The following is a 19365-nucleotide window of genomic DNA, read 5'->3' as shown; positions in this document are numbered from 1 at the left end:
GCAAGGCCGGGAAGATCGATCGAAAGGGCCTGTCCATGACCTCCAGCGATTACGATCCCACGAGGGAAGGCGCCGAGACCGATTTCGCGCGGCGCATGTCCTATGCCGACTATCTGTCGCTGGACGCGATCCTGGGCGCGCAGCATCCGTTGTCGGAAGCGCATGACGAGATGCTGTTCATCATCCAGCATCAGACCACGGAATTGTGGATGCGCCTCGCCATCCACGAGCTCAGTGCCGCGCGCCGCGCCATCGCCCGGGACGAGGTGTCGCCCGCCATGAAGATGCTGGCGCGGATGTCGCGCATCTTCGAGCAGCTGAATAACGCCTGGGACGTGCTGCGCACGATGACGCCGAGCGAGTACACGCGTTTTCGCTCGCAGCTCGGACAGTCCTCGGGCTTTCAGTCGCGCCAGTACCGGCTGATCGAATTCCTGCTCGGCAACCGCAACCATGCCATGCTCAAGCCGCACGCGCACGATGTGGAAACGACAAAACTGCTTGAGGCCGAACTGGCGACGCCCAGCCTCTATGATGAGGTGCTCAGGCTTGCCGACCGCCATGGGCTGAAGATGCCGGCGGCCGTGCTCGCGCGCGATGTTCGCGAGACCCACAGCTTCAACGAAGGCGTTCTGCAGGCCTGGCGCGTCGTCTACGAGGCGCCGGAGACGCATTGGATGCTCTACGAGCTCGCCGAGAAGCTGGTCGACTTCGAGGATTATTTCCGGCGCTGGCGCTTCAACCACGTGACCACGGTCGAGCGCGTCATCGGCTTCAAGCGCGGTACCGGCGGCACCGGTGGGGTCAGCTATCTCAAGCGCATGCTGGAGGTGGAGCTGTTCCCCGAGCTCTGGCGCGTCCGCACCATCCTGTAGAAATGTCCAAAGAAGTGTCTATGACCAGATATCGCGTCTACGTCGACACCAAGGCCCTGTTTCATGTGCCTGACGGCGTGATCTATCTCGACGGCAATTCGCTCGGTGCGCTGCCGCTGGGCGTTGCCGAGCGGGTCAACCGCGTCATCACGACGGAGTGGGGCAATGAGCTGATCCGTGCCTGGAACACCGCGGGCTGGTACGCCCAGCCGCGCCATGTCGGCGACCGCATCGCCCGGCTGATTGGCGCGGAAGCAGGCTCGGTGATGGTCGGCGACACGCTGTCGCTCAAGGTCTACCAGGCGCTTGCCGCTGCGCTCGACATGAACGCGTCGCGCAAGATCGTCTTGTCTGATACCGGCAACTTCCCGACCGACCTCTACATGGCCGAGGGCCTCATCGAGACGCTCGGGCGCGGCCATCAATTGCGCCTGGTGGCACCGGAGGAGATCGAGGCGTCGTTGTCAGAGGAGGTCGCGGTCCTCTACATCACCGAGGTCGACTATCGCACCGGCCGCCGCCACGACATGGCGGATCTGACCGCGAAAGCCCATGCGCTCGGCATTGTCACGGTCTGGGATCTCGCCCATTCCGCCGGTGCGCTGCCGGTCGATCTTGCCGGGAGCGGCGCGGATTTTGCGGCGGGGTGCACCTACAAATATCTCAACGCCGGCCCCGGCGCGCCGGCCTTCCTCTACGTCGCGCCGCGCCACGCCGATACGGCGCGGGCTGCGTTGTCGGGATGGATGGGCCACGCCAAGCCGTTTGCGTTCGAGCTGGCCTATGCGGCTGCCGGCGGCGTCGAGCGCATGCGCGTCGGCACCCCACCGGTGCTGGCGATGGCGGCGCTGGAGGCCTCGCTCGACATCTGGGACCGCGTCGATATCGCGGAGGTTCGTGCGCGATCGCTGGCGCTCGGCGACCTCCTGATTGCGGAGGTCGAGCGCCGCTGCCCGTCCTTGAAGCTCGTCACTCCGCGCAGCCATGAGCGTCGCGGCTCGCAGGTCTCCTTCGCCTTCGAGGGCGGCTACGCCGCCATGCAGGCGCTGATCGCCCGCGGCCTCATCGGCGATTTTCGCGCGCCCGATATCATGCGGTTCGGGATCACGCCACTGTATATCGGTGAGAGCGAGATCGTGCGGGCGGCGGAGATCATCGAGGAGGTGGTCGCAGGCGAGGTGTGGCGGCGGCCGGAGTATCACGTTGTGAATGCCGTGACCTGAGGAAGGTCGTGCGCCCGGACGTAGCGCAGCGACGCTGACGCGTTGTAGCGCGTCCGGGACAGGAGAGTGTCGGCGACCCCGCTATCCGCGTTCATCCCCACAGCGCCGTCACGATCGCATCGAGCCCGTCCGTCAACGCTGCCGGTCCCGGCGGCAGGATGATTGGTGACTTGATCTCGACGATGCGATCCTCGCGCACGGCCGGGATATCGCTCCAGCCATCACGCTGCTTGATGCGGGCGGCGACGACCTTCTTGCCGCACCAGGAGGCCAGCATCACGTCCGGCGCGGCCTCGCGTACCGCCTCCGCCAGGACGATGCGATCCTTCGCGGCCTGCCGATGGCGCAGGTCCGGAAACACATCCTCGCCGCCGGCGATCTCGATCAGCTCGGACACCCAGCCGATGCCGGAGATCAGCGGATCGTCCCACTCTTCGAAGTAGACCTTCGGCCGGGGCGAGGGGCGGGGCGTTGCGGCGATCGCTGCCAGGCGCCGTTCCAGACCTTGTGCGAGGGCCTCCGCGCGCTCCGTCGCGCCAACCAGCGCACCGAGCGTGCGGATCATCGCGAGGATGCCGGCGATATCGCGCTGGTTGAAAACATGGACGTCGACGCCGGCGCGGACGAGGTCGGCGGCGATGCCGGCCTGGAGATCGGAGAAAGCCAGCACGAGGTCCGGTTCCAGTGCCAGGACCTTGGGGATGTCCGCGGAGACGAAGGCCGACACCCGCGGCTTCTCGCGCCGCACCTGCGGTGGGCGGACAGCGTAGCCGGAGACGCCGACGATGCGGTCCTGCTCGCCGAGCAGATAGAGCGTCTCGACGGTTTCCTCCGTCAGGCACACGATGCGGCGGGGCGGGAAGTGGCGCATGGCGGGACCATATGCGCTCATGCGGCTGATAATGTCACGGTGACGATGACCTCAGACGTCATTGCCTTGCCGCACAAAGCAATTCACGCTGAGGCAACAAGGAATTGGGAGGAGATCTGATGACGCCGCTCGAAAAACTTAAAGCAATGAAGATGCCGTTCGCCGAGCTCAAGGGCGTCGAGTTCATCGAGGCGGGCAAGGACCGCGTGGTGGCGCGGATGACGGTCCGGCCCGATCTCTGCACGCTGCATCACACCATCCATGGCGGGGCAGTGATGGCGCTGGCCGATTCCGTTGGCGCGGCGGCGACCGTGATCAACTTGCCGGAGGACGCCAAGGGCACGACCACGCTGGAGAGCAAGACCAATTTCATCGGCGGGGCCAGGGAGGGAACCACGGTCATTGCCACCGCGACGCCGGTCCATCGTGGCAGGCGGACCCAGGTCTGGACCACCCGGCTGGAAACCGAGGACGGCAAGCTGGTGGCCGTGGTGACCCAGACCCAGCTTGTCCTGTAAGACTACGGAGCTTTGATTTTATTAACGAATTGGTCGTTCTCCATGCCTCTAAGTTGGGCAGGTCCTCGTCTTGCAAAAGATGCTGCGATGCACAATATAGAGGGTCTAGGGATTCGAACGCCTCCTCGAGGGACACCAAGAGGAGTTTTGACGTGGTACTTGAAGAGACCGTCCGCACGGCCCCGGGCTATGTGCGGACCTTGATCCAGCAGGAAGAACTACCGCTCCTGCGTGATCACCTGCTGAGGCTCGACGCCGCAAGCCGGCACGACCGTTTCAACGGTTTTCTCGACGACAGCTTCATCGAGCGTTACGCCGCCCGCTGCGCCGAGGACGGCACCGTGATCGTGGCCTATATCGTCGACGGCGTTGTCCGCGGTGCGGCCGAGCTGCATCCGCCGGAAGATGAGGCTTTGCCTGAAGTCGCCTTCAGCGTGGAAGCCTCCGCGCGGCGCCAGGGTGTCGGCACCGTTCTGTTCCGCCGCTTGATCGCGGAGGCGCGCTGGAAGGGCTACAAGCGTCTGCGCATCACGACGGGCGCCGAGAATCACGCGATGCGGGCGCTCGCCAGGAAGTTCGGAGCGCATCTGGCCTTCCGCCATGGCGAATCGACCGGCACGATCGATCTTGCCAAGACGCCTGAAGCCGAGCTCGCCGATCTCGCGGCGTCGCCGTTCACGGCCGGGCGCGCGCTTCTCAGCCTCAATTCGACCTGCTGGAAGATCATCTCCAGCATGTACGACAATCGCGCGGCCTGATCTCAAATCGCAGGCTGAATCAAAAAGCGGACCGGCATCGCCGGTCCGCTTTCGTATTTGGGTCCTGGAACGAATGCTTCAGGTGCCGGTGCGCGTACCGAAGCGGCGGACGACGCGGCGCTCAACCACGACGGAACGCTGCGCACCCTGTTCGCCGGCGATCACGCGCGTTGCAGTGATGCGGCTGTTGGTGCGCGCCTGCTTCTTCACCTCGGCCTGCACGACATCGAGCGGCATCCCCATCAAGGCTGCGGCGATCTCGGCCTGCTGCTCATGATCGTCGGTGATGCCGATGGCGGCGAAGATCGCCTCGTCCAGGGTCGGCGGATCATGGCGGACGCGCCGCGTGCCATATTTGGTATTCCAGTCTGCGCTCATAACGGCCTCGTTTTGATGCCGGGATACCTAGTGCCACCAATGTTGCATTGCAATATGAAATTGGTGTGGCATCTCAGCTATGCACCGGTCGGGTGTCGCAGCAGTGACGCACCACCGGTATCGACCTCAATCCGCTGCTGGGGCCAGCGTTTCAGGGCGGCGTGCCCGGCCTCGGTAAGCCCGTAGATTCCCCGGTCGGCCCGTTCGAACCAGCCGTACACATTGTTAAGCAAGATCTTGCCGGCATCAGGACAGCGTTCGCGCAGGTCGCGCACGCGCCGCGGCCCGTCGGCGAGCGCCGAGGCGCAGGCCAGCGCCTGCTGCCGGTAGGCCGTCATGATCGGCGCGCGGGTGCTGCCGCCGAGCACGGGATCGCCCTGGCGGCGCTGATGCTCGGTGACGAGGCGCGATCGCAACTTCGGCTCGCGGCGCGGCGCCGCCGTCGGCGGCTTCACCAGCACCTCGACCTGTCCGCGGTCGGTGACGCCGAGCATGCCGAAGCCGAGGCGACGGCAGAGATTGCGATAGCGCGCATCGCTCTCGCGTCCCTTGCCCCGGATCGACATCTTCGCTGCGATCCAGACCTCGTCGCCGGCCGGCGCGCGGTCGACCGCCTGCAGGATCAGCTCGAGATTGAAGGCGAGCTTGAGCTCGCCGATCACAACGATCGGCGGATCGCCGGCGCTGAGGCCGACGAGATCGCAGCCGCCGATCTCGCCCTTCACGGTGAAGCCGAGCTCTTCGAGGAAGCGTTTGACGGGCAGGTAGAGCGCGGTTTCCACGGGACGTCCGATCGGAGAATCAGTTGCGGAAGTCTAGCCCGGATCGGACCTCGGCCTCGGCGCCATTTGATCCGGAACAGTTGGTGCGATTATCCTGCGACCGGAACCAACCGGGGCGCCTTCACGAAGATGACGATCAGGAACGGGCTCTATCACATCCGCATCGAGATGCTGGACGCCGTGCAGGGGGGCAATCAGGGCGTGATGGTGCTGCGCGACGGCACGATGCGCGGCGGTGATTCATTCTTCTTCGCTTACGGCACTTACACCTCGGCCAACGGCAAGTGGAAGGGCGAACTGACCAACGAGGAGCACTCGCCCTCGTTCGACGAGCGCCCCGTGTGGGGCCGCAAGGTGGTGACCATCGGCTTCAGCGGCACCTACACCGACGAGACCGCCTATGGCGAGGGCATCGCGCTCGCCGGCAAGCAGAGCATCCGTTTCAAGGGCAGTCTGCGGCTGCTGGTTCCAGATTGATCACACTCGCCCGCCCACGGGGATCAGCGCGCCCGTGACGCCGCTCGCGGCGTCGCTGGCGAGGAACAGGATGATTTCGGCGAGTTCCTGCGGCGTCACCCATTTGGAAAAGTCCGCCTTCGGCATGTCGGCGCGGTTGGCGGCAGTGTCGATGATCGACGGCAGCACCGCGTTCACCGTGACCTTGCCTTTCCACTCCTGGGCGAGCGCCTCGGTGAGCCGATGCACCCCCGCTTTCGATGCCGCATAGGGTCCCATGCCGGAGCCTGCCTGCAGCGCGCCCATGGCGCCGATATTGACGATGCGCCCGGCCTTGGACGCGGACAGGTGCGGCAGCGCCGCGCGCGAGGCGTTGACCGCGGTCAGCACGTTCAGCGCATGCATGCGCTGCCAGGTCTTGATGTCGCCGTTGCCGACGGTTTCGAACGCGAAGCCGCCGGCGATGTTGATCAGTGCGTCGAGCCGGCCGAAATGCTTGGCCGCCGCCTCGACCGCGGTCTTCGCCTGCGCCGCGTCGGTCAAGTCGACGCCGCCGATCTCGATGCGGTCGGGCGTCGCGGGCACCTGCGAGGGCGCACGATCGATACCGGCCACGCGCGCGCCGCGCGCCTGCGCGATCTCCGCAACCACATTGCCGAGCGCGCCGCGCGCGCCTGTCACGACCAGAACCTTGTCTTGCATCATCGCTCTCCGGGCGTTGTGAGTTACGCTTGCAGATAGCGCGCCTGCAGCGCGGTCCGCTCTGCTGTGCCGAGCTTGAGCCCATCGCGCAAGTAGGTTTCGAGATCACCGTATTCCTCGCCGACCGCTTCGAACGCTGCGGCAAGATAGGAGGTCTCGACGCTGCCGATGGCGTTGCGAACGTCATCGGGCAGGTCGGTGGCAGCCGTCGCGTCGCGCTTGTAGTGCTGGTTGGTCAAGAGGTAATCCTCGGTGATGATGTCATCGGGCACGCCGAGCGCATGCAGGATCAGCGCGCTGGCAAAGCCGGTGCGGTCCTTGCCGGCGGTGCAGTGGATCACCAGCGGCGCGCGGTCTTCGAGCAGATGTCCGAACAGCTCACGAAAGCTGTGCGTGTGGTGGCGGACATAGTTGCGATAGGACTCCCGCATCAGCTCGAGCGCGACCGCTCCTGTCAGGGTGCCCCTGGCGAGTTCGGCCCGCAGCGCGGCGACCACGCTGGGCTCGATCGGCAGCGAATGGACCGTGATCTCGTTCACGACGCAGACGCCGGCCGCGCGCTCCTCCAGCCCGCGGAAGTCGAATGCGCTTCGCACGCCCAGCGCACGGACGATCTCGACATCGGCAGCGGTGAGCTGACCGAGATGGTTGGAGCGGAAGATGTGCCGCCAGCGCGTGGTGCGGCCATCGGCGGTCGGATAACCGCCGAGGTCACGAAAATTACTGGCGCCTTGCAGGGCGAGGTGGCGGGCAGGGGAGTCTCTCAGAGAAGAGTCTTGCATGGGATCGGCTTCGGTTATGGTTCCATTGGACGCACGAGGGGGCGTCCTTGAGGTTTATACAGGGGGTGATCATGAGCCGGCACAAGACCATTCTTTTGGGGATCACCATGCTGTCGGTCGGAATTGGCAGCGTGCCGCAGGCTGACGCGCAGACATTCCGGACCTATCGATGCGCCGATGGTACGCAGTTCATCGTTGGGTTTTATGACCTCGACAAGCGGGCCTTTCTCCAGATCGACGGCGAGCCGATCACGCTGGCCAGGCGGCTGTCAGTCTCGGGTGCGCGTTATTCGGGAGCTGGCGTCACGCTGAAGATTCCCAAGAGCGGGCCCACCACGGTGAAGCACCTGAGGCGGCCCGTGACGAGCTGCGTGGAGGCCGGACAGCCCGGGATCTAGCCGCGGGCGCAGCCGGAATCAAAAAGGGCCGAAACATTGCTGTTTCGACCCTTTTTCAACTGCCGCCAGGCGCTCGCCCGAGCGCGGCGGTTTCAAACCAACCACAGGCATCAGCGATCCCATTTCGGCTTGGCGTCATCGACCGCGTCCTGGTGATACCAGCTGTCGCTGCAGATCGAGACGTTCGCGGGTAGCGAGGCGGGATCAGCAGGAAGGCGGGTCTCGCCAAGGCGGCGTCCGGCGAGAGCTGCGCGGCCCCCGACCGGGAATTGGTAGATCGTTGCCGATCCGTGACTCAGACCATTGTTCATCATTGCGATTCTCCTGGGTCGAAGCGCATTGGCCTCCATGGTGCGCCCGACTCGTTCGATTGTGGTTACCGGAATCCCCATATCGGCCCCGCCCCCCGAATTGCAAAGTGCTGAAAAGGAAATCAGTTGCCGCCCAATTTGTGGGCAGCGGAAGGTCTGCATCCCCTAAGGCACCCTGTCAGTGACCAACGCCCAGGCCATTCCAAAGGTTGCTCGGTAGGGGCGGGCGACTTTGCAAAAATTGCTGGCGGTTGATGCGCGTTTCATCGGCAGCTTCCGTCACCGCGCCGCCTGCTTGAGAAACGAGCGATTTCCTCGGGGTTTTGCGCTGCAGCTACACGCAAAGGTGCGCGGCTATGACGCATATCGCCGGGGTCCGTCCGCTCGCGGCGAGGCGACCTCGGCGGTGGTGGAAAACCTTCTGCACTGCGGCCTTTTGGCACGCAAAATGCTTGTAAAGGGCCGGCCGATGATGGCCGGGTACAAAACGTTCAGGGGCCTCCGGGCCCCCAAACCTTTCGCATCATCTACAGAGAGGCTCAATGACCAAGTATAAGCTCGAGTACATCTGGCTCGACGGATATACGCCGACTCCGAATTTGCGCGGCAAAACTCAGATCAAGGAATTCGCGTCGTTCCCGACGCTCGAGCAGCTTCCGCTCTGGGGCTTCGATGGCTCCTCCACCCAGCAGGCTGAAGGCCACAGCTCCGATTGCGTGCTGAAGCCCGTCGCCGTCTTCCCGGACGCGGCGCGCACCAACGGCGTGCTGGTGATGTGCGAAGTCATGATGCCCGACGGCAAGACCCCGCACGCCTCCAACAAGCGCGCCACCATTCTCGATGACGCCGGCGCCTGGTTCGGCTTCGAGCAGGAGTACTTCTTCTACAAGGACGGCCGTCCGCTCGGCTTCCCGTCGTCCGGCTATCCGGCGCCGCAGGGTCCGTACTACACCGGCGTCGGCTACTCGAACGTCGGCGACGTCGCCCGCAAGATCGTCGAAGAGCATCTCGACCTCTGCCTCGCGGCCGGCATCAACCATGAAGGCATCAACGCGGAAGTCGCCAAGGGCCAGTGGGAATTCCAGATCTTCGGCAAGGGCTCCAAGACCGCTGCCGACCAGATGTGGATGGCCCGCTACCTGATGCTGCGCCTCACCGAGAAGTACGGCATCGACATCGAGTTCCACTGCAAGCCGCTCGGCGACACCGACTGGAACGGCTCGGGCATGCACGCCAACTTCTCCACCGAGTACATGCGTACGGTCGGCGGCAAGGAGTACTTCGAGGCCCTGATGGCCGCCTTCGACAAGAACCTGATGGACCACATCGCCGTCTACGGCCCGGACAACGACAAGCGTCTGACGGGCAAGCACGAGACCGCGCCGTGGAACAAGTTCAGCTACGGCGTTGCCGACCGCGGCGCCTCGATCCGCGTTCCGCATTCCTTCGTCAATAACGGCTACAAGGGCTATCTGGAAGACCGCCGTCCGAACTCGCAGGGCGACCCATACCAGATCGCTTCGCAGATCCTGAAGACGATCGCGTCCGTGCCGACCGACAAGAAGGCCGCGGCCTAAGATCCTCCCGGCCCGGGCTGGGGGGCTGGCCCGGGTTGGTGCTCAATCCGCCGGAGCTGCAAGGCTCCGGCGGATTTTTGCATTTGGATGACAGTCGCTCCCGCAAATCTCGGAGGCGCGAGACTTGTCCATCGCCCCGGAAAACGGGATAGAGTGCGCCAGGATGCGCGCGAGGGCCGGGGACACGGCTGGTGTTTGAGGGCTTCTACAAGGTGAAGTTTCAGCTCGGCGACGCGGTCGGCCGCAGCGTGATGCATGCCGGCAATGGCAAGATGCTCGGCGGCAATTCGGCCTTTGCCCATATCGGCACCTATGAGAAGACCGACAGCGGCGTCGACGTCGTGATCAGCACCGTCCGCCACAACCCCGATCCGAACTACCGCGCCATGGCGGGCACCGATGATGCCACCTTGCTCGCCAAGGGCTGGGCGGATGGCGATCTCTACCGCTTCAAGGGCGAGCTGAAGGAGTTGCCGGGCGTTCCCTTCCAGTCGGTGATGACGCCAATCACGAACGACGAGGTGCCGATCGCCGGTGGCGTCGGCGAAGCCGGCATCGCCGACGGTCTCTACTCCATCCATCTGCGGATGCTCGACGGTCTCGACGGCGGCCTCACCGGCGTGATGCTGCTCAACCAGGGCCGCATCCTCGGCGGCGATGCGGCGTTCTACTATCTCGGCAGCTACGCCGCCGCGAACGGGCGCTGGAAGGGCCAGATCCTCAACCAGGAGCACACGCCGGCCAAGGACGATCCGATCTTCGGCGGCCACGAGGTCGGCATCGGTTTCTCCGGCCGCTACGACGCGCAGGAGGCGGTGCTGGAGGCGACCGCGCTCGCCGGCAAGCGCAGCCTGCGCCTGACCGCCGCGCTCAAGCTGATGCACCGCGCCTGATCGCACCGGGAAGCGCACATGGAAAAGCTCCGCATTCTCTCGACGCTCGGCCTGATGGGCGCGATGCGCAGCCTGTCCTCCGCCTTCGCGGCTGAAACGGGCATCCATGTCGACGCCGACTTCGCGCCGACCCTGGCCCTGCTGAAGCGCTTGCGCGACGGCGAGGCTGCCGATCTCGTGATCCTCACGCGCGAGGGGCTGGACGAGGTGATCGCGGAGGGCCGCGTGCTCGCAGGCGGCGCTGCCGATCTGGCCCGCTCCTATGTCGGCATCGCCGTGCGGGCAGGACAGGCGCATCCCGACATCGCAAGCGAAGCGGCACTGCGCAAGACGCTGCTCGCAGCACGGTCCGTTGCCTATTCGCGGCTGGGGGCGAGCGGCGTCTACTTCGCCCAGTTGATCGTACGGATGGGGATCGCGGCCAAAATCAACGCCAGGGCCACCATCGTCGAGCAGGGCTTTACCGCCGAGCGCCTCGTCAGCGGTGAGGCCGATCTCGCCGTGCAGCAGATCAGCGAACTAAAGCAGGTCGAAGGCATCGCGGTGATCGGCCCGATCCCGCATGATTTGCAAACGCCGGCGGTGTTCTCGGCCGGCCGTGTCGCGAACGCGAGACATGTCGACGCCGCTGGCCGCCTGCTACGCTATCTGGCTTCGCCGGAGGTCGTGCCCATCCTGCGCCAATCGGGGCTCGAGCCCTAGAGTTGCCGGGGCGTGGACGCAGCGCAGACCTCGCGCGGCTCACTTCATGTAGTACGCGAGATTGTTGCGGGCGTCGCGATAGGTCGTCTCGAGGAAGCCGGGATATTCGGCGGCGGCCTGCGCGACGGCACGGACGACGCAAGCCCAGAAATCGCCGTCCCATTTGAAATGCGCTTCCGCCGCGCCCTCGAATTTGACGGCGGTGATGATCGCCTGCCGGATCGCATCGTCGTCGGCGTGCGGGTGGGCGCGCTTGACGTACCCGAACATCGGCCCCTCGTGGGCATGGTCGCGTTCGTAGCGATATCGCTCGGCCATCTGCTGCGGCGTGAGGGTGCGATAGATGCGAACCTCTTCGGCGGTCGGGCGCCCTTCGATCGAATCCAACCGGTAGCGCCAGCGCCAGAGTTCGAACGCGGCATCGAGCAGCGGCTGCTTCGCCGCGCTGGCGACGAATTCGGCGATCTGCTCTTCGGCGGATGGCTCTGTCTGGTTCATGCCCCTTGGTCGCACGCTCGTGCCGGCGGGTTCGAGGAGGCTCGATCAGGAACCAGCTCCGGCACCGGCCGTTGAATCGGAGGAAGCGGGAGGCCCGATCATGATCCGCAAACTGGCATCCGGCGAATATCGCCTCTATTCACGCAAGGTCGATCCGAAGACCGGCAAGCGCCGTAACCTCGGCACCTTCAGGAGCCGGGCGGCAGCCGAGAAGCACGAGCGCGAGGTGCAGTATTTCAAGCGTCATTGACGCGTGAACAAGGCCGGTCGGCACCGGCCAGGCAAAAAGTCGAAAAACAACCCCATGCACAGTAGCCAAGTGGTTGAAATCGCTCGGTCGCTGAAATCACTTGTCGGGCGACGTCGCGTCCTGAGGTTTCGGCGAAAAGTGTCTTGTCCCGCCGGGCAAAACAGCGGCGATGCATCGCGGCCGCGGCGATCCGCAACGCCCCTGCGCGGAAAAACCGGATGGCAGAGATGCGGCGGCAATGCTAGGTAGCCCGCGATCCTTTTCCGATTTTGCGGGTTCATTGCGTTGCTGGACGGGCTCTACAAAGTAGAATACGGCGTCAACGATGCGTTCGGGCGCAGCATCATGTGCCTGCATGACGGCAAGATGCTGGGCGGCAATTCGGGCTTCGCGCATCTTGGCACCTATTCAGAGCGTGACGGCGAGATCGTCGCCGAGGTGATCACCGAGCGGCACAATCTCGATCCCAACTACAAGCCGCTGATGGGCGCCGACGTCGCCTCGATCGGCGCGCGCGGCCGGCTGGTTGGCAACGAGATCCGTCTTCAGGGCGGCGCGAACACGATGCCGGGCGCGCATTTCTGGGCCAATCTCACCCGGCTCGACGACGGGGCCTTGCCGCCGCGCGGCACGATCGGGCAGGGCGGCATCGCCAACGGGCTCTACGGCATGAGCCTGCGCGCGCTCGACGGCGTCGATGCCGGCCTCTCCGGCGTGATGCTGCTGATCGACGGCCGCATCCTCGGCGGCGATGCATTCTTCTACTATCTCGGCTCCTATTCCTCCGCCGACGGCCGCTGGAAGGGCGAGATGCTGAACCAGGAGCACACGCCGGCGAAGGGCGAGAACCCCGTCTTTGGAGGGTTTGAAGTCGGGATCGGTTTTTCCGGAACGTGCACGGCCGACGGTGGCGAGCTCGAAGGCATCGCGCTCGCCGGCAAGCGCAGCCTGCGCCTTGCGGCCTCGCTCAAGCTGATGCGGAAGGCTTAGGAACGCATTCACAAATCTCGGATGTCCGCTTTCCGGGATGAAGCGAACCTCACGCGAGGTCTTGCGCGAACGAGCCTATCGCTCCGCAGTCAGGCTCCCGCTCTCACGCGCCGGTGGACATGCCAACGCGTCCGAGGCCTGGCAATTTGAGCGCGGGGCGTCGGATGTCGAAACCGAGCACGGCACCGAAGAAGTTGACCTCCAGGCCTTCGACCCAGCCGATCGAAACCCCGATATATCCGGCCAGCGACGCATAGAGGCCCGTGCCGGACGCCGTGACGCCGACCCATCTGCCGGTGTACGGGAAGTCCTTGCCGATTGCGGTCGGAGGCAGGACGGCTCGAAGCTCGGGGACGGAGTCGAGGGCCGCCTGCACGAAGGTGTTGGAATTGGGACCCGGCCAGACGCTGTAATCGCCATAGGATCGAAACTTGTAGTTTTCGATCACATCCCGGATTTTGGGGATCAACGCCTCCGCGCGCGCTCCGTCGACTGCCACGATGATTTCCGGCGCAGCGCCGAACCACCGCCCGTCCGGAGCAAAGCCGTTGGTGCGGATCGGCTCGCCCCAGGCCGTGTAGTCGTACCTCGTGTAGGTCGTCGCATTGTTCTCTTTGACGACGATCCAGGTGTGAACCGCGAAGATGCTGCGCCACCTGACCGTTCTCGCTCCGAACACTCGCACGACGGCTTCGGGATGGTCGGCGGCGGCGAGCAGAAGACCAGCGCTCGACCGATCGGCGGTTTGCCAATTCTCGCGGCCATCGCCCAGCCAGAAATATCTCGCCGCTGAGACGGCCAGCGGTGCGAAGACGAGGAACAGAAAGATCAGCAAGGGCTTCTTCAAGGGAGTGGGTACGGCGGGGCGTGTGACAAACATATAGTTCGCATGAATGCCTCTGCCAGAGCTGCTCCCATCGGCGGAGCCCGAGGTACTTGGATCAGTCATTGTTCCGCAACCTCGACAGGATTGGAGTTCACACATGGACATCAAGGAAGCTGAGGCGATGACAGAAGCCTCCGGATTGACGGACGATCAGGGCGGCATGGCGCGAGCCACCAAGCAACGGTCGAGTTCCGCCGCGCCTAAAGCTGCTTTCGGTGCGCAGCACAATTCGTCCTCTTTTGATTTCGCGGCGCGATGGGCTGACCAGTTGCGCGAGATGGCGGTGAAGGCGCCGTTACGGTCGTTGCTCGTGGCCTTTCTCGCCGGAGCCTGGATCGCTCGCCGCCGATAGGTTGCGCGTATACGACAGTGTAGCGATCTGAGAGCTTGCTGGTGAATGGAGCGACAGAGATGAGGTGTCTAGCGATCGCGGCGACTATCCTGCTGAGCACCATTTCGGTCTCGATGGCGCAAAGCTCGGGGGGCGCCTCAGGCGGGTCTTCATCCGCCGGTGGCGCGGGTGCAGCTGGCCCGGGCGGCACGGGTGGTTCGACGCTCTCGAACGGGACCACGCTCAGCGGAACCGGCGGTTCCCCCGGACCCCACACGTCCAATGCGAAAAGCCAGGGCACGACAGGTGAGAGACTGGGCGTCGCGACGTCTGGGCAGGACGGCGGGGGATCTCGACCGACCTACAACACGCCAGCCGCAAATAGTGCTGTCCAGCAGCTTGGAAATACCGATACGGGCATCCTCAGGAAGTGACGATCATCATCGAGCGTGCTGCCGCCGTCGCGCAAGCTGATGCGGCGGGCGTGAGCTGCTGGGAATTCTTTGCGTCTGCTCACCCGTCAAGAGGCGACGCTACAGTGATAGTGGGATGTCGGCTCTGGCCATGAGCGGACATGCAGTGTTTAGGGGGAGCTGCGCAGGAAACGATGTTCAAGGAGGCCTTCCGCGACGCCGTGGATCGCAAGAATTTGGCCGGCTTGAGGCTCATCTCGCAACTGCCGCGGATTCAGAAATTTCCGGGCCGTCGTGACGTATAGCGTTTTGAGATCGCTGCCGCCAAAGCACAGGCACGTGGGATTGGTCACGGGCAAGGGCACGACGGTATCGATCTGTCCGTCCGGCCGATAGCGCACCAGGCGGCCACCCGAGAAAAAGGCCGTCCAGAGCCCTCCTGCGACGTCAACGCACGCGCCGTCAGGTCGCTCCTTCGTCGCCACATAGTCGGCAAACAGGCGCCGATTGCGGATCGTGCCATCGTCGAGATCGAAATCGAACTGCCAAGTGCGGTACCGCCGTGTGTCCGTGAAATAGAGCGTGCGGTTGTCCGGCGAGAATGCGATCCCATTGGTCACGATGACGTCGCCGAACATGCGTGTCACCTCACCGCCTCCGGTCACCCGGTAGAGCGAGCCCTGCGGACGATGCAATTCGTTATCCATGGTGCCGATCCATAGGCGCCCGCGCGCATCCACGCGGCCGTCGTTGAGACGATTGTCCAGACCACTTTCGACTTCAATGACCCGTCCCGCGGTATCGCCCAAGCGGTGGAGGCTCAAATCCTGCGCGAGCAAATGCGAGCCGTCTGCTGTCATGGCTTGACTGCCAAGGAACCGGCAATCGTAGGAGGTTACTTGGTGCGCGCCCGTCGCTGGATCGAAGGATTGATGCAGCCTGCCGTCGATATCGATCCACCACAGCTTGCGGGTCCGATCGCACCACAATGGCGTCTCGCCGAGAATATCAGCAGCAGCGACCGCGGTCTCGACCTTGGTGGAGGAGATCGGATTGATGCTCATGACGAAATTGGATTCCAGCCGCGTCCGCTGTCACCAAAGGCCTGATATCCGCTCGCCGTGACGGCAATTGTGTCCTCGAGCTTGATGAAACCGCGCGCGTGGGGCAGCGTCGTTTCGATTGAGACGACCATGCCGGCCTTGAGCGGCGCATCGGCGTCGTCGGCGGGATAAGGGATTGGCCCGCTTGCTGTCAGGCGCGGCGCTTCGTGGTTGACGATGCCGGTGCCATGAGCGACGAAGTGCATCTGGCTGCCGTGAGGAGATCGCGCGAGCGCTTCATTCGCGGCGTTGAAGATCTCGCGTCCGGTCAGACCCGCCCGTATCGGGACGCGGGCTGCCTGCTGGATCCCCTCGATTTCCCCGAGCAGATCGACGAGTTCGCCGTCGGGCGCGCCGTGCACGGCCATCCGGCAGAGATCACCGATATAGCCACGGTAGTTTCCGCCCGAATCCAGCGAAACGATCTCGCCGGGTGCCAGACGTTGCTCGGAGGGCGCCCGGTTGAGGCTCGTTCCGACGGTCACCAGGGCATATTCGAAGATCATGTCGCGCGACAATTCGGCCCGGCGCAGATGATCGATGATCTCGCGCTTGCTCTGGCCGACACGGGTACGGCTGACTGCGTCCATCATCGAGGCGACCACGCGCTCGGACGCCTCCCGGAGGATGTCCAGCTCGGCCGCACTCTTGATCGACCGCAGCTTCTCGAGCGGGCGCATGGCCTCGACGATCCGGGCGTCAGGAAGCTCTCGGCGTAACACGTCTGCCGCGTCAACCGGCAAGAACGACATCTCGATGCCGAGACGGAACGAGGTCGCGACGGCCTTCACATGCTCGAGCGCAAGCGTCATCGCCTCGACCGTAGTTGACGAGCCAAAAACGACCGGCGGCATCCAGTATCCCGCGCCGATCCTGTTCTGGACGCTGTCCCGCTCGTTCCGGCCGGCGACATATGCCGCCTTGTCCGGCGCGCCCTTCACATAGACCAGGATCGGCAGGTAGCGGCTGATCCCGATCGCTTCCATGTAGTCGAATTGGAAGTGATAGTACCCACCGAGAAGGTACTGGATGTTGTGTTTCGAGGTGACGATCAGGACGTCGATGCCGGAGGCATCGAGCAAGCCGTCAAGCCTGTCCGTGGAGAAAGGGATATGGGCGTGCATTGATCATTCTTGTGCGCCGACGACTTGATCTTGCGGCAGGCGAGGGTTGTCAGGCGTCCTTCCAGGAGGACACCGCATGCGCGACGCAGCCGTTGATATGGTCGCTGAGGACGGCCCTGGCGTTCTTGATGTCGCGCTTCAGCGCGCACTCCAGGAGCGCTTTGTGCTGGTTGATCGTCTCCGCCCCCCGATAGCGCAGCGCGTAGCGGAAGTATTTGTCGAACACGATCGAATGGGTGTGCATGAGCTCGCGGGATCCGCAGCTCGAGATCAGAGCCTGGTGGAACTCGCCGTCGTACCGCTTGCGTAGCTCTGGGTCGTCGCCTTCCTTGAGGATGGCGCGTTCGGTAGCCGCCAGCTTGTGATGAGCCGAAACCACGCGGCCCTCCCACTCGACGTCGCCAGTCCGGAACGACTCGGCCATGGCATGGTGCTCCAGAAGGATGCGCAGATCGGCGAGTTCGCGCAGGTTCTGGATCGAAATAGGGGCCACCTCGAACCCACGCTGGCCTTCAGCGACCACAAAACCTTCGGACGTGAGCCGATTGAGGATCTCTCGCAGGGTCGAGATGCTGAAGCCGTAATCTTCTTTCATCGCATCAAGCCTGAGACGCCCGGATGGCGTGAGGACTCCGAAAATAATGTCGGACCGAATGCGCTGATAGCCGCTGTCGCCCGCCGACATGGGCCGTTCCTCGAGTGTGGTCATAGGCTTTGGTCCCGCTTGTCCGGATCATCGGCCGCCCCAGGGATCGGCCGAACCATCAACGTTGCCAGCAATATAGCAGATGGATAGAATCCGATGAATGGCAAAATATCATAGGTTATTCATTTTGCCGTTTGACATAGAAATATATGTATGATGTGTAAATAAGCTGAGGGTACGGAAAATAGTGGCTTAAGCCGTGGTTCGTGCCCCTGTGAACAGGGAGGACACGATGAGCTTGTTGGCACGAGCACTGTCTACGGCTGCGATCTGCGTGGCGCTGACAGTCGGCGCATCCGCCGCCGACGACATCCAGGAGCGGACGATCAGGTGGGGCCACCTGAACAACACCGATCATCCCGTCAGCTTCGGCGTGCAGAAGTTCGGCGAGATCCTGGCGGCCAAGAGCGGAGGCAAGATGAAGGTCCGCGAGTTCGCGGCCTCGCAACTGGGCAACGAACTGCAGCAGCAATCGGCGCTGCGCGGCGGCACGCAGGAGATGTTATCGGCCTCGACGACCTCGCTCGCGACCGTCGTCCCGGAATTCGGTCTGATCGACTTCCCGTTCCTGTTCAACACGATCGAACAGGCCGACGCGCTCGCGACCGGCAAGTTCGGCAATGCGATGCTCGATACGCTGCCGGCGAAGGGACTTGTCGGTCTCGGCTATTGGGGCCTGGGCTTCCGCAACGTCACCAACAGCACCCGACCGATCACCAAGGTCGAGGACTTCGCCGGTCTCAAGCTCCGCGTCATCCCGAATCCGGTCTATCTCGAAAGCTTCAGCGCCTTCAAGGCCAACCCGGTCCCGATGGCGTTCGGCGAGCTCTATTCGGCGCTGGAGACCCGCACCGTCGACGGACAGGAGAATCCCTATACGGTCATTCTCTCCAACAAATTCTACGAAGTGCAGAAATACGTTTCCGCCACCAACCACACCTTCACCCTCAACATCATCCTGGTGAGCAAGGCGTTCTGGGACAAGCTGTCGCCGACCGAGCAGCGCCTGATGCGCGAGGCCTACGCAGAAAGTCGCGGTTATCAGAAGGAACAGACGCGTCTTCAGACCGAAAAGGCTCTAGCCGAATTGCAGGCCAAGGGCATGCAGTACAACGCGATCGCCCCCGAGGAGACCGAACGCATGCGCAAGACGGTGCAGCCGGTGGTGGAGAAGATTTCCGCCAATCTTCGCTCCGAAACGGTGAAGCTGTTCAACGACGAGGTCGAGCGCATCCGCAAGGACGTGAAGTAACCGACCTCTCAACCACGCGAGTGGCTGAGCCGGTCATGGGCCGGCTCATCCCTCACTTGTCCGGACGTCACGCATGGCGCGAGCCCTCGATCTCTATTGCACGTTTCTCAAGGCCGTCATTGCCGCGTGCCTCGCAGTCATGGTGGTGCTTGTGTTCGGCAACGTCGTGCTGCGTTACGGTTTCAACTCCGGCATCACGATTTCCGAGGAGCTGTCACGCTGGCTCCTGGTCTGGCTGACCTTCCTCGGCGCCATCGTCGCGATGCGCGAACACGCCCATCTCGGGGTCGATACTCTGGTCCGGATGCTGCCGGCTTCCGGCAAGCGCATCTGCTTCGTCCTCAACTACTGCCTGATGCTGTTTGCCGACTGGCTGTTGCTGTCGGGAAGCTGGCGCCAGACTGTCATCAACCTGGAAGACCGCGCGCCGGCCACCGGTCTTTCAATGGCGATCTTCTACGCCGTCGGTGTGATCTTCGGCGTGTCGACCGCAGTCATCCTTCTCTACGATCTGTATCGGGTGGTCAGCGGGCAGGCGAGCGAGGAGGAGATGGTGGCCGTCAGGGAATCGGAGGAGCAGTGATGT

General features: G+C 63.8%; 25 protein-coding genes. 14 read left to right on the top strand and 11 right to left on the bottom strand.

Annotated elements, in window-relative coordinates:
- The first annotated feature begins 35 nt into the window (after window positions 1-35).
- Complete coding sequence (kynA, locus tag XH83_RS19340; RefSeq protein ID WP_194402394.1) at window positions 36-875, top strand: tryptophan 2,3-dioxygenase; 840 nt, start codon at window positions 36-38, stop codon at window positions 873-875.
- 20 nt (window positions 876-895) lie between these two features.
- Window positions 896-2098: a kynureninase gene (kynU, locus tag XH83_RS19335; RefSeq protein WP_194402393.1), complete on the top strand. Its 1203-nt coding sequence runs from the start codon at window positions 896-898 to the stop codon at window positions 2096-2098.
- A gap of 91 nt (window positions 2099-2189) precedes the next feature.
- Here kynU and XH83_RS19330 read toward each other — a convergent pair whose 3' ends face one another.
- Complete coding sequence (locus tag XH83_RS19330; RefSeq protein ID WP_194408323.1) at window positions 2190-2969, bottom strand: cobalamin-binding protein; 780 nt, start codon at window positions 2967-2969, stop codon at window positions 2190-2192.
- A gap of 119 nt (window positions 2970-3088) precedes the next feature.
- Here XH83_RS19330 and XH83_RS19325 point away from each other — a divergent pair, with 119 nt between their 5' ends.
- Together XH83_RS19325 and XH83_RS19320 are read left to right on the top strand one after the other, a co-directional pair.
- Entirely contained in the window at window positions 3089-3487 is a 399-nt protein-coding gene (locus tag XH83_RS19325; RefSeq protein ID WP_194402392.1) for a PaaI family thioesterase, read from the top strand.
- A 152-nt stretch (window positions 3488-3639) separates the two neighbouring features.
- Window positions 3640-4245, top strand: a complete 606-nt coding sequence (locus XH83_RS19320) for a GNAT family N-acetyltransferase (RefSeq protein ID WP_194402391.1) — start codon at window positions 3640-3642, stop codon at window positions 4243-4245.
- 78 nt (window positions 4246-4323) lie between these two features.
- Here XH83_RS19320 and XH83_RS19315 read toward each other — a convergent pair whose 3' ends face one another.
- Together XH83_RS19315 and XH83_RS19310 are read right to left on the bottom strand one after the other, a co-directional pair.
- On the bottom strand, window positions 4324-4623 hold the full coding sequence (locus XH83_RS19315) for a hypothetical protein (RefSeq protein ID WP_063194198.1): 300 nt from the start codon (window positions 4621-4623) through the stop codon (window positions 4324-4326).
- A gap of 77 nt (window positions 4624-4700) precedes the next feature.
- Window positions 4701-5405 (bottom strand): DUF2161 domain-containing phosphodiesterase, encoded by a 705-nt coding sequence (locus XH83_RS19310; protein ID WP_194402390.1) that lies wholly within the window; start codon window positions 5403-5405, stop codon window positions 4701-4703.
- A gap of 129 nt (window positions 5406-5534) precedes the next feature.
- Between XH83_RS19310 and XH83_RS19305 the strand changes: the two genes are divergently transcribed.
- The gene (locus XH83_RS19305) at window positions 5535-5882 is read left to right on the top strand and encodes a GrlR family regulatory protein (protein ID WP_194402389.1); all 348 of its coding nucleotides are present in this window, start codon (window positions 5535-5537) and stop codon (window positions 5880-5882) included.
- Here the strand turns inward: XH83_RS19305 and XH83_RS19300 are convergent, their stop codons facing one another.
- Complete coding sequence (locus tag XH83_RS19300; RefSeq protein ID WP_194402388.1) at window positions 5883-6563, bottom strand: SDR family oxidoreductase; 681 nt, start codon at window positions 6561-6563, stop codon at window positions 5883-5885.
- 23 nt (window positions 6564-6586) lie between these two features.
- Window positions 6587-7330, bottom strand: coding sequence for a tyrosine-protein phosphatase (locus tag XH83_RS19295; protein ID WP_194408322.1), 744 nt, complete (start codon window positions 7328-7330; stop codon window positions 6587-6589).
- Between the two features lie 86 nt (window positions 7331-7416).
- Between XH83_RS19295 and XH83_RS19290 the strand changes: the two genes are divergently transcribed.
- On the top strand, window positions 7417-7743 hold the full coding sequence (locus tag XH83_RS19290) for an MliC family protein (protein ID WP_194402387.1): 327 nt from the start codon (window positions 7417-7419) through the stop codon (window positions 7741-7743).
- A 110-nt stretch (window positions 7744-7853) separates the two neighbouring features.
- Here XH83_RS19290 and XH83_RS19285 read toward each other — a convergent pair whose 3' ends face one another.
- The gene (locus XH83_RS19285; protein ID WP_194402386.1) at window positions 7854-8057 is read right to left on the bottom strand and encodes a DUF2735 domain-containing protein; all 204 of its coding nucleotides are present in this window, start codon (window positions 8055-8057) and stop codon (window positions 7854-7856) included.
- A 539-nt stretch (window positions 8058-8596) separates the two neighbouring features.
- Here XH83_RS19285 and XH83_RS19280 point away from each other — a divergent pair.
- The 3 genes from XH83_RS19280 (at window position 8597) to XH83_RS19270 (ending at window position 11226) form a co-directional block, all read left to right on the top strand.
- Complete coding sequence (locus XH83_RS19280; protein ID WP_194402385.1) at window positions 8597-9631, top strand: glutamine synthetase beta-grasp domain-containing protein; 1035 nt, start codon at window positions 8597-8599, stop codon at window positions 9629-9631.
- Between the two features lie 191 nt (window positions 9632-9822).
- Window positions 9823-10524: a GrlR family regulatory protein gene (locus tag XH83_RS19275; RefSeq protein WP_194402384.1), complete on the top strand. Its 702-nt coding sequence runs from the start codon at window positions 9823-9825 to the stop codon at window positions 10522-10524.
- Between the two features lie 18 nt (window positions 10525-10542).
- Entirely contained in the window at window positions 10543-11226 is a 684-nt protein-coding gene (locus tag XH83_RS19270; RefSeq protein ID WP_194402383.1) for a substrate-binding domain-containing protein, read from the top strand.
- A 39-nt stretch (window positions 11227-11265) separates the two neighbouring features.
- Here XH83_RS19270 and XH83_RS19265 read toward each other — a convergent pair whose 3' ends face one another.
- Window positions 11266-11724: a hypothetical protein gene (locus XH83_RS19265; protein ID WP_194402382.1), complete on the bottom strand. Its 459-nt coding sequence runs from the start codon at window positions 11722-11724 to the stop codon at window positions 11266-11268.
- 100 nt (window positions 11725-11824) lie between these two features.
- Here XH83_RS19265 and XH83_RS19260 point away from each other — a divergent pair, with 100 nt between their 5' ends.
- Window positions 11825-11974, top strand: coding sequence for a hypothetical protein (locus XH83_RS19260; protein WP_194402381.1), 150 nt, complete (start codon window positions 11825-11827; stop codon window positions 11972-11974).
- A 285-nt stretch (window positions 11975-12259) separates the two neighbouring features.
- On the top strand, window positions 12260-12964 hold the full coding sequence (locus XH83_RS19255) for a hypothetical protein (protein WP_194402380.1): 705 nt from the start codon (window positions 12260-12262) through the stop codon (window positions 12962-12964).
- 103 nt (window positions 12965-13067) lie between these two features.
- Here XH83_RS19255 and XH83_RS19250 read toward each other — a convergent pair whose 3' ends face one another.
- A complete protein-coding gene (locus XH83_RS19250) occupies window positions 13068-13799 on the bottom strand; it encodes a DUF3750 domain-containing protein (protein WP_194402379.1) in 732 nt (243 codons plus the stop codon).
- Between the two features lie 148 nt (window positions 13800-13947).
- Here XH83_RS19250 and XH83_RS19245 point away from each other — a divergent pair, with 148 nt between their 5' ends.
- Window positions 13948-14202, top strand: a complete 255-nt coding sequence (locus tag XH83_RS19245; protein WP_194402378.1) for a hypothetical protein — start codon at window positions 13948-13950, stop codon at window positions 14200-14202.
- 562 nt (window positions 14203-14764) lie between these two features.
- Here the strand turns inward: XH83_RS19245 and XH83_RS19240 are convergent.
- From XH83_RS19240 to XH83_RS19230, 3 genes are read right to left on the bottom strand one after another with little or no spacing between them, the layout of a single operon-like run.
- The gene (locus tag XH83_RS19240; RefSeq protein WP_194402377.1) at window positions 14765-15658 is read right to left on the bottom strand and encodes an SMP-30/gluconolactonase/LRE family protein; all 894 of its coding nucleotides are present in this window, start codon (window positions 15656-15658) and stop codon (window positions 14765-14767) included.
- Window positions 15655-16821, bottom strand: a complete 1167-nt coding sequence (locus XH83_RS19235) for a Xaa-Pro peptidase family protein (RefSeq protein WP_194402376.1) — start codon at window positions 16819-16821, stop codon at window positions 15655-15657. The genes XH83_RS19240 and XH83_RS19235 overlap by 4 nt, the downstream gene beginning before the upstream one ends.
- Window positions 16822-16870: 49 nt before the next feature.
- Window positions 16871-17530 (bottom strand): GntR family transcriptional regulator, encoded by a 660-nt coding sequence (locus XH83_RS19230; protein WP_194402375.1) that lies wholly within the window; start codon window positions 17528-17530, stop codon window positions 16871-16873.
- A gap of 229 nt (window positions 17531-17759) precedes the next feature.
- On the opposite strand from XH83_RS19230, the gene XH83_RS19225 reads away from it, so the two are divergent.
- Both XH83_RS19225 and XH83_RS19220 read left to right on the top strand, forming a co-directional pair.
- On the top strand, window positions 17760-18779 hold the full coding sequence (locus tag XH83_RS19225) for a TRAP transporter substrate-binding protein (RefSeq protein WP_194402374.1): 1020 nt from the start codon (window positions 17760-17762) through the stop codon (window positions 18777-18779).
- 73 nt (window positions 18780-18852) lie between these two features.
- Window positions 18853-19362 carry a TRAP transporter small permease gene (locus XH83_RS19220; RefSeq protein ID WP_194402373.1) on the top strand — a complete coding sequence of 170 codons (510 nt, stop codon included), beginning with the start codon at window positions 18853-18855 and terminating at the stop codon, window positions 19360-19362.
- Window positions 19363-19365: the final 3 nt, after the last annotated feature.

The sequence above is a fragment of the Bradyrhizobium sp. CCBAU 53351 genome (genome assembly GCF_015291745.1).
GTDB lineage: Bacteria > Pseudomonadota > Alphaproteobacteria > Rhizobiales > Xanthobacteraceae > Bradyrhizobium.
This window is presented reverse-complemented; position numbering and strand designations above follow the sequence as displayed.